8 protein-coding genes are annotated in these 12,194 nt (G+C 40.8%); 4 read left to right on the top strand and 4 right to left on the bottom strand.

Annotated features, from left to right (window positions below; translation table 11 throughout):
* Positions 1 to 396: 396 nt before the first annotated feature.
* From KZC02_RS27595 to KZC02_RS27610, 4 genes are all read left to right on the top strand, one after another.
* Positions 397 to 975 carry an SGNH/GDSL hydrolase family protein gene (locus KZC02_RS27595; RefSeq protein WP_221391616.1) on the top strand — a complete coding sequence of 193 codons (579 nt, stop codon included), beginning with the start codon at positions 397 to 399 and terminating at the stop codon, positions 973 to 975.
* Between the two features lie 187 nt (positions 976 to 1,162).
* Positions 1,163 to 3,811, top strand: a complete 2,649-nt coding sequence (locus KZC02_RS27600; RefSeq protein WP_221391617.1) for a c-type cytochrome — start codon at positions 1,163 to 1,165, stop codon at positions 3,809 to 3,811.
* A gap of 198 nt (positions 3,812 to 4,009) precedes the next feature.
* Positions 4,010 to 5,092, top strand: coding sequence for a ThuA domain-containing protein (locus KZC02_RS27605; RefSeq protein ID WP_221391618.1), 1,083 nt, complete (start codon positions 4,010 to 4,012; stop codon positions 5,090 to 5,092).
* A 650-nt stretch (positions 5,093 to 5,742) separates the two neighbouring features.
* Positions 5,743 to 7,680, top strand: coding sequence for a KUP/HAK/KT family potassium transporter (locus tag KZC02_RS27610; RefSeq protein ID WP_229253838.1), 1,938 nt, complete (start codon positions 5,743 to 5,745; stop codon positions 7,678 to 7,680).
* Between the two features lie 51 nt (positions 7,681 to 7,731).
* On the opposite strand, the gene KZC02_RS27615 is transcribed toward KZC02_RS27610, so the two are convergent.
* The 4 genes from KZC02_RS27615 to KZC02_RS27630 all read right to left on the bottom strand — a co-directional run bounded on the left by KZC02_RS27615 (position 7,732) and on the right by KZC02_RS27630 (position 12,181).
* On the bottom strand, positions 7,732 to 8,004 hold the full coding sequence (locus KZC02_RS27615) for a UBP-type zinc finger domain-containing protein (protein ID WP_221391619.1): 273 nt from the start codon (positions 8,002 to 8,004) through the stop codon (positions 7,732 to 7,734).
* Positions 8,004 to 9,665: an FAD-dependent oxidoreductase gene (locus KZC02_RS27620; protein ID WP_221391620.1), complete on the bottom strand. Its 1,662-nt coding sequence runs from the start codon at positions 9,663 to 9,665 to the stop codon at positions 8,004 to 8,006. The genes KZC02_RS27615 and KZC02_RS27620 overlap by 1 nt, the downstream gene beginning before the upstream one ends.
* A 118-nt stretch (positions 9,666 to 9,783) precedes the next feature.
* Positions 9,784 to 11,184 (bottom strand): ATP-binding protein, encoded by a 1,401-nt coding sequence (locus KZC02_RS27625; RefSeq protein ID WP_221391621.1) that lies wholly within the window; start codon positions 11,182 to 11,184, stop codon positions 9,784 to 9,786.
* Positions 11,185 to 11,209: 25 nt separating this feature from the next.
* Positions 11,210 to 12,181 carry an L-histidine N(alpha)-methyltransferase gene (locus KZC02_RS27630; RefSeq protein ID WP_221391622.1) on the bottom strand — a complete coding sequence of 324 codons (972 nt, stop codon included), beginning with the start codon at positions 12,179 to 12,181 and terminating at the stop codon, positions 11,210 to 11,212.
* Positions 12,182 to 12,194: the final 13 nt, after the last annotated feature.

Consider the following 12,194-nt stretch of genomic DNA (forward strand, 5'->3'; position numbering starts at 1 on the left):
TATATGGAAGAAGAATATACATACTATGCACACACACACATATATATACTCCTCTTACAACAATAACAAGAAGAAGAAGAAAAGAAAAAAAGAGGTATACACGTACATGTATACCTGCACATGTGTATACATTTACATATGTACCCACCCAACCCAACCCAACCAACCCACCTACCCATGTGTTGTTGTTCTGCCTTTTCTTACGTTTGTTGTTGTTCCCACCCTTCCATGCTGCAGTGCTGTGTATACTGTATGCATGTATTTACACACCCCCCCTACTACAACAGAAAACATTTTTATTGCTTGGCAAACATATGGTCTTAACAAGGTATACGTTCTTATTGACGAAAGTAACAATTGCTACGATTATTATTCCTGCACCTTTCTTGGCACTATATGGGCCTTTGTTATCAGGATGATTATCTGGATGCTATTGAAAATGAAGATCCGAAATTTTTTCTGGTAAGCGGTGGCGGTAATGACATTCTTGGCAAACAGTTCAAAGATCATCTGAATGAAGGTGGCAATATACCTGTGGGTTCCCCTGAAACGGACTATTTTAAGAATACCATTTGGGAAAAAATTGACCAGATACATAGCTGGTATGATCAGATGTTTGACAAGATCCGTAACAAATTTCCAAACCTGCCGATCATCATTCACGGCTATGACTATCCGATCCCGGTGGATACTACAAAAACTCCTGAAAAAACGAGCTGGCTGGGTAAATATATGATCGAGAAGGGGATAGGCGGGCAGGATGTGCGGGAAAAGATCATTAAATTCCTGATGGACCGCTTCAACGAAAAAATGAAAACGCTGGCGGATAAGGACCGTAAAATATATTTCATTGATCTGAGAAATACGGTGGTAAACCGATCAGAATGGTATGACGAAATTCACCCGACTTCTGATGGCTTCCGTAATATTGCCATCAAATTCCAAAGTGAAATGAATGTATTGACAGAAGTTTAATTGATTATCATATAAATATATAAGGCCGGCTCATTAAACTTAAAAAGTGGGCCGGCCTTAATATTTCCGGTATTTGCAGTTCGGATTGTCGAATTTTTTTGATTCATCTTTATCTTTGGATGATTTCATCATAATGCTGTCAATTTTATTCTATTAATACCTAAATAATCCTTTATAAAAGTTTAAAATGTTAAAAATTACATTTAGTCTGCTTTTTGCTTTTTTGATACTGTTCTGGAGTAACCAAAAAAGTGAAATATTTAAAAATTCCCCTGACAATAAAGTACTGATTAAAACGGATTCATTGCCTAATGCAACCAGCTGGCCCGAGGAACTGGACATCACGCATTTTGCCGGTCCGGACATTACGCCAAGTCCTGCTTGTCTGGCTGTTGCGCCAACCGGCGAAGTATATGTGGGCGTTGATATGATCGGCTCACTTGGCAAGGAACCAGGTAAAGGAAGTATTGTCAGGCTGGTAGATAGCGATAATGACGGGAAACTGGACAAGCATACCACATTCGCCATGGTGGATGATCCGCGTGGAATTATTTCACAGGGAGATAAGCTTTATGTATTACATACCACTTTCAGCAAGGAGACTAAAATTGCGAGCGGCATGGATCTGGTCGTTTTTGAAGACAAAGACCACGACGGAATTGCTGATGGCCCGTCAAAGCCGCTGATCCAGAATATTAGTTCACCAAAATTTTTACAAAGCCGTGGTACTGACCATGCTACGAACGGGATACGGATGGGGATTGATGGCTGGATTTATATTGCAGTTGGTGACTTTGGGTTTCACAATGCAGTGGATCGCTCCGGAAAGAAACTGACGCAGCTGGGTGGCGGAATTGTAAGAGTACGGCCCGATGGTACCGAAATGGAAGTTTACACGCACGGTATGCGGAATATTTATGATGTAGCGATTGATCCTTACATGAATATTTTTACCCGTGGCAATACGAATGACGGAGGTGGCTGGAATATTCGTTTCAGTAACCAGATACAGTCAGGGGAATATGGATATCCTGTTCTTTTTCAAAATTTTACAGACGAAATAATTCCTGCTCTGGTAGACCTGGGCGGAGGTTCGGGAACCGGGGCATTGTTCATGGATGATTCTACCTGGCCGGAAAAATACAATCATGTTCCGATGATGGCCGACTGGGGAAGGAGCCAGCTTTATATTCACCGCGTTACGGCTGACGGCCCGAGCTTCACGCAAAAAGAAGAAGAATTTGTAAAACTGGCCCAAATCACGGATGTTGATATTGATGCTTCAGGCCGCGTTTATATGTCGGCATGGGACGGTGCCGGTTACTCTGGTAGTCCTGATAAGGGGTTCATCGTTCGCGCTGTTCCTAAAAACTGGAAATACAAAGCTTTTACAGATATCAAAAAATCTACTGTAACTGAACTGGCAGCTTTGTTAGGTTCGGGTAGCGCGGTAGCACGTTTGGCCGCTCAGCAGGAATTACTTACACGTCCGGTTAAAGACGCTTCCGATGCATCCTGGAAAATTGCAGCAGACAAAAGCCTGCCGCTTTATTCGCGGGCAGCAGGAATATTTACTTATACACAGATAGCAGGAGCAAACGGAATTGAAAATCTGGTAAAATTAACTGCGGATAATGATGTTCGTGAATTTGCATTACGTGCATTGGCCGACCGTAAAACAAATCTTAAAAATGTACCGATTGAACCATTTATTAAAGGAATGACGGATGCATCTGAAAGGGTACGGATAGTCTCAACTGTTGGTTTGGGGCGTTTGGGAAGGATAGAGGCTGCTCAGGTTTTATTGAACGTGAAAGTCCCGGCTTCATTTGTGGCACCTGCAAAAGGAACCGAAGGCCCGCATGCCACTCCGAATCCTGCTATTATTCCACCTCATATTGCAGTGCGTTCTCTGGTAAGTCTGCATGTCGTTGATGCCTGTGTAAAAGCTATTGGAACGGAAAACTCGACTATTGCTTTATGGGCTTTGCGTTACATGCATGATCCGAAAGCAGTGAATGGTTTGATTGCTGCTTATAAAAGTTCGAAAGATGAAGCATTAAAAAAACAAATCCTGACCACCTTATCCAGGCTTTACAAAAAAGAGGCAGATTATGACGGATCGTGGTGGTGGAGTACCCGACCAGACTCGCATGGGCCTTATTATAAAGCAATTACCTGGGAGTCTTCACCAGCGATCAAAACCATTTTAACGCAGGAGTGGAGCAAACCAAATGCAGATAAACAATTTTTTGCGGATTTGAATGGCAGGCATAGGATGGAAATTACGGATTTTGGAGGAGATGATGCAGTTGCTGTGAAAGAAGAGGTTAAAGTGGATCTGGATAAAATCAGAAATAAGAAAGGCCAGGTAGGAGAGTCGTCTATTGAAGATGTGATGCTCGCGATGGCGAAAATTAAAGGCGATGCAGCAGTTGGCAAAAAACTGTTTACCACGCAAGGCTGTGTAGCATGCCATAGCATTAACAAAACTGAAACGATGAAGGGGCCGTTCATGGGGCAAATCGGGTCAATCATGAACCGGGAGCAAATTGCGGAATCTATTTTGAAACCGAACGCCTCAATATCCCAAGGATTTGCGTCCGTATTGGTAACTGCTAAAGGTGACAAAACCTACATGGGCTTCATTACACAGGAATCAGCTGACAAAGTAGTAATGAGAGATATTACAGGGCAGGTTTACACCATAAAAGCTTCGGACATTACTTCCCGTAAAGAAATGGAAACATCCATGATGCCGACCGGACTAGCCAGTGCACTGTCATACGAAGAGTTCGCTTCGCTGATTAGTTTTCTTTCTCAGCAGAAAAAGTAGGGTGATTTTTATATAGAAATTTTGGAATGGCGCGGATGGAAACACTCGCGCCATTACTTTTATTAGGTTTAAAAAAAATATTTCAAAAAGGAACATTAGTTTTTACTCAAAATTGCATCTGTTATGTATGAAATCTTATTTATTATATGGATGTAGATTTTATATGCTCTGATATTATTTACTTCAATTTTATAAAATATGAAAAGGACCTTATTCCGTACCCTGTTTTTCGGCATTGTGTTTTGCAGTTTCGGTTTTACAAGTAAAAGCGAACCATTGGACAAAAAATCATCCTCTGTACAGGAAGATGTGAGCAAATACCGGGTTGTTTACAAAGGTGATAAGGGGCCGGGAGTAGGGAAAAACATTGTATTTATTGCCACGGATCATGAATACCGTGGTGAAGAAACCCTACCGGAGTTGGCCCGCATATTGGCCAAACGCTACGGATTTACCTGTACCGTGGTTTTTGCACTGGATGAGCAGGGGAATATTTTTCCGGGCGGTTCTGATATAAAAGGCCTGGAAGTGCTCGATAAGGCCGATCTGATGTTTGTTTTTATGCGCTTTGCTAATTTTCCGGATGATCAGATGCAGCATATAGATAACTATCTGAAAAGGGGCGGTCCGGTAATCGGCTTAAGAACTTCAACCCATGCTTTCGAAACCAAGGGAAATGCCAAATGGGAGCATTACGGATGGAACTATAATGGCAGTAAAAAAGAATGGAAAGACGGTTTTGGCGAAGTGGTGCTGGGTGAAACCTGGATCTCGCATTACGGTACCAATCATAAGCAGTCTTCGAGATTAGTGATTGAAGAAAGTGAAAAAGGCCATCCGATTATGCGGGGCGTTAAGGATATGGCAGTACAGTCCGGTGGATACACAGCCATTCCGAAAGGGGAAGTGCTGGTACGCGGACAGGTTTTAAACGGAATGACTGCTGATTCAAAACCTGATTCCACGAAAGAACTATTACCAGTTGCCTGGGTAAGAGATTACAAAATTGATTCGGGTAAAACCGGCCGTGCATTTGCAACTACACATGGTGCTTCAGAAGATATTCTCAACGAAGGATTTCGCCGTATGCTTATCAACAGCACATTCTGGGCAATGGGTATGGAAAAGGATATCAAACCAGACAGCAATATTGATTTTGTAGGGCCATACAAACCGACTACGTTCAATTTTGACGGTTACAAAGCAGGAGTAAAACCCGCAGATTTGGCAGGCTGGGATTCACTTATCATGCCGGGGGAAGTCGTGAAAAAGAAAAAGTGATACTGATAATCCTTGTATAATACTGATTTAAGGCTAAGGAACATTTCATTAAAATGGATGTTCCTTTTGCCTTTTATTCACCAGCTAAAACTATATAGACTATTGTCCAAACCCTGTGTGTTTTAACTAATATCCCTGGATTGCAAAGAAAGCCCAATGTCAGGAAGCTGATTCTGGAAAAATAGCATACATCCTGTAATAATAAAGTTGAGTTTTTCAATAGATATAACTACTTACGTATATAGGATAAGGTTCTAATTCCTGATATACCTTCTTCACTGGTACAATTCTTATATATTCATTAGCAATAAACCAATTTCTGAAAACAAGGGAATTGCTGATGGTAGCAGAATATTTAATAAGGTATTGGGTGTTCTGAGTCAGGACAATTTTGAATTGATTCCTTTTAAAATCTATCAGGGGGATTTACTATTGTATTAACGTTGATTCATGTACTTAAAAATCGGAAAATGAAAAGTTTCAAAAGTTTCTAAAATTAATGATATGATTCAATTTTGTTTCAAATACGATGAGATGAATATTGTTTTGGGCATATTGTAAGTATATTTTAGTGTTATACATTTGTTGAAAAATGGCTAATTGAAACCAAATAACGCATAAGTTAAAATCATCAAAGAGACTAAAAAATAATGAGTTCAAAACATAATGAACGAGCCTCCGCAGCCGGCCTTCTGGTTGCATTGGGTATCATATTCGGAGATATCGGCACATCTCCTTTGTACGCCATGCAGGCAATTATTGGTAAGGAACGTATAGCGCTTGACGTGGTTTATGGATCTGTATCCTGTATCTTCTGGACACTGACACTCCAGACCACGATCAAGTATGTGATTTTAATCCTGCGTGCTGATAACAATGGTGAAGGGGGTATACTTGCGTTATATGCCCTGGTAAGAAAGAATGCAAAGTGGCTGACTATTCCGGCCATTATTGGTGCCAGTACTTTACTCGCCGATGGTATTATCACGCCTCCCATATCTGTTTCATCAGCAATTGAAGGCCTTCATATTTTGTATCCTGGTATACAGACCATCCCTATTGTAATCGCAATACTGACTTTATTGTTTGTCATCCAGATATTTGGAACTACAATTGTTGGCCGTGCTTTCGGGCCGGTCATGCTGATCTGGTTTTTAATGCTTCTGGTTCTGGGGCTTTCGCAGGTTATATACCATCCTGAAATCTTTAAGGCATTTAACCCGAATTATGCTTATCAGCTTCTAGCTAATCATCCGGGCGGATTCTGGTTATTGGGGTCGGTTTTCCTGTGTACAACAGGTGCAGAAGCTTTATATTCCGATCTTGGCCATTGCGGCAGGGGCAATATTCGAATTAGCTGGATTTATGTGAAGACTTGTCTGGTTATCAATTACTTTGGTCAGGGTGCCTGGCTTGCTATGCATGTGGGTGAAACTTTAAACGGCAGAAAGCCATTTTATGAAATCATGCCGGACTGGTGGCTTTTGCCGGGAATTTGTATCGCTACCATGGCAACAATTATTGCAAGCCAGGCATTGATCAGCGGATCGTTTACCCTAATTTCAGAAGCGATCAGGTTGAATCTGTGGCCGAAAGTAAGGTTGGTTTATCCGAGTAATCAGAAAGGGCAGCTTTATGTACCAAGTGTAAACTGGCTGTTATGGGCAGGTTGTGTGGGAATTGTATTGTATTTCAAAGAGTCGTCACATATGGAAGCAGCTTACGGGCTGGCCATTACGCTTACAATGATCATGACAACGCTTTTGTTCTCCTATTACCTGTTTGTCCATAAAATCAATAAACTCTGGGTGGCTTCATTCATAGTTATTTACCTGGCTATTGAAGGATCTTTCCTGGCAGCTAATCTTTTGAAATTTCCTCACGGAGGCTGGGTCTCGTTACTTTTAGCTATCATCATTGCTGACCTGATGGCCATGTGGCTCAGAGCCAATATTATAAAACTGAGGCTTACTGAATTTGTTGATCTTGGCAAACACATTGGATCTTTAAAAGAACTGAGTAACGATATCAGTATCCCAAAATACGCTACGCACCTGATATTTATGTCAAACGCAGCAGATGACAATGAGATTGAAAGCAAGATCCTTTATTCTATTTTTCAAAAGCGGCCAAAACGCGCAGACATTTATTGGTTTGTACACGTTGAGACAACGGATGAACCGTACACACTGGATTATCACGTGAACGTTCGGGCTGAAGATGACGTAATTAAGATCAATTTTATGCTTGGCTTTCGTGTTGAACAGCGAATCAATATGTTTTTGAGAAATGTGGTGCAGGATATGGTTAAAAATAACGAGGTAGATATTACCAGCCGTTATGAGTCTCTTAACCGTCAAAACATCACGGGAGATTTTCGTTTTGTTGTACTGGAACGTTACCTATCCGTTGAAAACGATCTTCCATGGCATGAAGAATTTATCATGAAATTCTATTTTGCAATTAAAAGCATTACGAATTCAGAATCCCAATGGTTTGGATTAGATAACAGCTCGGTCAAAGTTGAGAAAGTACCACTCGTCATCAAAACCAACAGCCAGATCAGGATGAGAAGGGTATATATGTGATGCAGATATATTCAAATGGAATAGCCCCGGATCAGGGCTATTCCATTCTTTTTAACTATACTCTGCAAAAGACTCATCAGCATTACACCAAAGCCATTTTTCGCCAGGTTCGGAGGAAATAATTACCGGATGGCCGGTTTGATGGAAATGCTGGGTCATGTGTTTTGCTGGTGAACTGTCGCAGCACAACGTCACACCACAGGTCTGGCAGGTGCGCAGGTGTACCCATCTACCATTTACTTTGACACATTCCTCGCATTGATTCGTTTTGGAAGTGATAATATCAGTTATTTCACTGATGTGCTCACAAATTTGATCTGCCATTATTGTTCATTTAAATACTGATGTACAAAACTGATTGCCATTGATCCTTCACCAACAGCCGAGGTTACCCTGTTCATAGCACCGGCCCGTACATCGCCGGCTGCAAAAATTCCAGGTGAACTGGTTTCGAGCAAAAAGGGGTCCCTGCTCTTTTTCCAAAGCTGCTTATAATTGGAATAAGAGCTCATTTCCCGGCCGGTTTCAATAAAACCTTTGTTATTTTTAATAATTTCCAGTCCAACCCAATCTGTGTAGGGTTTCGCTCCGATAAATATGAACAGTGCATCTGCCTTGGCCACCCGTTCTTCACTAGTGTTCAGGTCCACTAATTTCAGGCATTCCAGATGATCGTCTCCGGTTGCTTCCAGAATTTCTGTACAACCCAGCACTTCAATATTAGGTGTATTATTGATCTGATCGATCAGATAAGATGACATGGAGGAACTCAGGTCGTTTTTACGTACAATAACATAAACCATTCTGGCGAATTTAGACAAATACATGGCTGCTTGTCCAGCCGAATTTCCTCCTCCTAATATAAAAACTTCCTTTTCCCCACACGTAGGTGCTTCTGTACTGGCTGCCCCATAATAAATCCCTTTTCCGGTAAATTCTTCAATACCAGGTGTTTCCAGTTTGCGATAGTCGACTCCCGTTGTAATCACCACGGCTTTGGCATTAATTTCGGTATCGTCACCTAATACAATGGTTTTATACTGATCTTTTAATTTGATCTCTTTTACAAATTGCGGTGAAATAAATTCTGTTCCGAAACGTGTTGCCTGTGTAATTGCTCTTCTGGTCAGATCGGTGCCGCTAAGCCCGGCCGGGAAACCAAGGTAATTTTCTATTCGTGAACTCGTACCTGCTTGTCCGCCAGGAGCTTTGCGTTCTATCAGTAAAGTACTCAAACCTTCCGAAGCCCCATAAACTGATGCAGCCAATCCGGCTGGTCCTGCACCAATGATCACCACATCATAAATGGGTAATTTTACGGACGAATTCAGGCCGATTCTGGATGCTATGTCAATAAGCGTAGGTGTTTTCAACACTGTGCCATCATCAAAGATTACCGTAGGAAAATCAATAGGTTTCAGGTTATTGGTTGCAATGATTTGCTTACCCAAGTCATTGGAATTCGCATCTATCCAAAGATATGGTACAAGATTTCCTGCCAGAAAATCCTTGATTTCATGTGATTTTGGCGAAAACTGATAACCGATTATCTTGATTCCCTTAAAAGCCGGACGATAATTTCCCTGCCAGTCATTTAGCAGTTCGTCAATAGCAGGGTATAGTTTTTCTTCCGGCGGATCCCAGGGTTTCATTAAATAATAATCCAGCTGTACGTCGTTAATGGCTTTAATAGCAGCATCCGTATCCGAATAGGCAGTTAACAAAACCCTTTTGGCATATGGAAAAAGTTTGATGGCTTGTTCGAGAAAATCCACGCCCTGCATTTCAGGCATGCGCTGGTCCGATATAAAAATGGCAATCTCTTCTCCTTTATTCTGGAGTTCAAGCAGACTTTCAAGTGCTTCACTGGCCAAGGCTGTGCTCATTACGCGGTATTTATCCCGGTAATGTGTTTTCAAGTCCCGACTGATAGCTCTTAATACTTGTAAATCGTCGTCAATTGAAAATATGATGGGTAAACCCATAAAGGAAATGGTTTAAGTTTTAGAATTAGGTTAACCGGATGGATTATTCTAATCTCATTTTGGATGAAATTTAATCCCGTAACGAAGATTTTGTGTGAGATGTATTTATTGGATCAATTTACCCATTAATCGGGAAACAAACCAAAAATTCTGTTTTACCAGGTTCGGAATTTACACTGATCGTTCCTCTGTGTTGTTTCACAATCCTGCAGACAACATCCAGGCCAAGGCCGGTTCCTTTCCCAATTGCTTTGGTAGTAAAGAAAGGGTCAAATATCCGGGACTTTACTTCCGGAGGCATTCCCGGGCCGTTATCAATAATGGAAACCTTGGCAAATTCTTTTTCATGCCTTGTCCTGATCGTAAGCGTTGCGTCTTTTTGGGATTCAAGCGCATCGGTCGCATTATCAATCAGATTCGTCCAGACCTGGTTCAATTCCCCGACCATGGCATTAATAGGAGGGATCGTTTCATCAAATTCTTCGATCAGGGAAATCCCCGCTTTTTTGATCTTGTAATTCATCATGATAAGCGTATTCCTGATACCCGAATGAATATCCACATATTCCTTGTTACTGCCTCTGTCCATGTGGGTAAATGTTTTAACAGAACCAATCAGGTCCGCAATTCTTTTGGAAGCTTCCTGAATATCGGCCACCATACGTTCAGTTGTAAAATTGATATTGACCCAGGTCAGAATTGGTTCAAGGTCATTTGATGGGATCCGGTTTTTTATTTCTTCAAGAACTGAAACGCTAAAAGCAAATTCTACAAAATTTTCAGCCATGTCGTTGGATTCCTTAATATCATGGTCATAAAGCCAATCCGTAATTTCATCCTCCTTCTCTGACCGTTGCATCATAGTCAGTACAGGCCGGGATGGATTGTTCAGTGCGGCGAACATTTTACCGTTTACAACATCAATATCCTCTGATTCCATACGCACAGAAATCAGATGTTTAAATGCTTCCGGCTGTAACTGTAAGTGTTTTTTTAAAGAAACCGAACCTCTGACAATAGCTGCTGCCGGATTGTTAAGTTCGTGAGCAAGCCCGGCTGATAACTTGCCCAGGGCCATCATTTTTTCATTCTGTAATTCAAGCTCGGTAAACTCCCGTACCCTGGAAGTCATCACAATAACCAATGCCTGGGTCAATTCATAATGGCTGCCGATCATCTCCCGGAGCTTTTCTTTTGGAAATGTCATGATTTGTGCATCTTCCGTGCACTGCACAAATGCGATTGCGATTTTTCCTCTTGAAAATGGCAGCGTACCCGTAATAGCTCCTTTGCCTATTTCTGAAATTACCAGCTTGGAGTTATTCTGAATGCGGTAAAGCTCAATTTTGCCACTAATTATAAAATGGGTTCCAGCGAGTTCATCCCCTGGTTTTCCTAAGAAATCACCTTCATTTAAAATATAATGTTCACTCTGATCTATAAGCCATTGCAGCTGGTCCTCCGGCACATTGCTTAATACCTCAATTGCATGTAAATCCTGAACAGTAACAGTTTTCATTGTGAAGGGAGCTGGTTATTTTACTTTATTTCATCCATAAACTGTCGGTAAAGTAGTGTTTGCAGTCCATAAAATGTTCAATCACTTCAAAATTATTTCTGATACCTAATTCTTCTATTCCACTAATAGTATATTTTTTAGAAAGCTCTGTCCATATCAGCTCATTTTTACGAAAAGAATAATAGCTATCCATTTTCTCAACAAACACATTCTGTTCAATTAAACTAACCAGATAACTTTTAACTTCACCATTGGCAGGATCATAATGAGAATAAAAATCAAACTGTCCTGGCTTAAAATTGCCTCCGAGTTCGGTATTAATTCTTTGCAATAAATTTAAGTTAAAAGCTTTTGTAATGCCCTGCTTATCGTCATAGGCATTTCTGATCGTTGCCGGATTTTTTTGTAAATCAAATCCGGTTAAAAGTTTATCTCCAATCTTCATATTTTCATGAAACTGTGATAACAGCTGATCAGCTTCTTCCGGCTGGTAATTGCCAATATTACCTCCCAGAAATAAAAATAAACATGGTATATCTAGCGATGATAATTCTTCTACCATTGTAAAGTAATTGCCAATCAATGGTTTAATTTTTATGTCCGGCAACGCGGTGAACATATTCGACTGTAACTCCTCTATCGCTTTTCCTGAAATGTCGATAGGAACATAGGTGAAATCAATACCTTTTTCCACCAGTTTTTTCAAAAGCTGACGTGTCTTAATCCCATCTCCTGCACCAAATTCTACAATATTGAATGGTTCATTAAAATGAAGTTTTTTAATAATATCTTCGCTTTGTAAAGACAAGATTTCGAACTCACAGTTTGTGGGATAATATTCGGGCATTTTCATGATTTCCTGGAAAATACCACTTCCTATATCATCATAGAAATATTTCGAAGAGATGCTTTTAAACGGAGCTGATAATCCCAGATCAACGTCTTTTGCAAATATTTCCAGTTCAGTATCTTGTTCAATGATGTTGAGTTCAGTCATGTTTTGGTTTCAG

Source organism: Dyadobacter sp. NIV53 (assembly GCF_019711195.1).
Taxonomy (GTDB): domain Bacteria; phylum Bacteroidota; class Bacteroidia; order Cytophagales; family Spirosomataceae; genus Dyadobacter.

What these genes read in the sequence shown, in the direction of transcription:
- KZC02_RS27595 (WP_221391616.1), top strand. Translation starts at nt 397, where the DNA reads ATGGGCCTTTGTTATCAGGATGATTATCTGGATGCTATTGAAAATGAA.
- KZC02_RS27600 (WP_221391617.1), top strand. Translation starts at nt 1,163, where the DNA reads ATGTTAAAAATTACATTTAGTCTGCTTTTTGCTTTTTTGATACTGTTC.
- KZC02_RS27605 (WP_221391618.1), top strand. Translation starts at nt 4,010, where the DNA reads ATGAAAAGGACCTTATTCCGTACCCTGTTTTTCGGCATTGTGTTTTGC.
- KZC02_RS27610 (WP_229253838.1), top strand. Translation starts at nt 5,743, where the DNA reads ATGAGTTCAAAACATAATGAACGAGCCTCCGCAGCCGGCCTTCTGGTT.
- KZC02_RS27615 (WP_221391619.1), bottom strand. Translation starts at nt 8,004, where the DNA reads ATGGCAGATCAAATTTGTGAGCACATCAGTGAAATAACTGATATTATC.
- KZC02_RS27620 (WP_221391620.1), bottom strand. Translation starts at nt 9,665, where the DNA reads ATGGGTTTACCCATCATATTTTCAATTGACGACGATTTACAAGTATTA.
- KZC02_RS27625 (WP_221391621.1), bottom strand. Translation starts at nt 11,184, where the DNA reads ATGAAAACTGTTACTGTTCAGGATTTACATGCAATTGAGGTATTAAGC.
- KZC02_RS27630 (WP_221391622.1), bottom strand. Translation starts at nt 12,181, where the DNA reads ATGACTGAACTCAACATCATTGAACAAGATACTGAACTGGAAATATTT.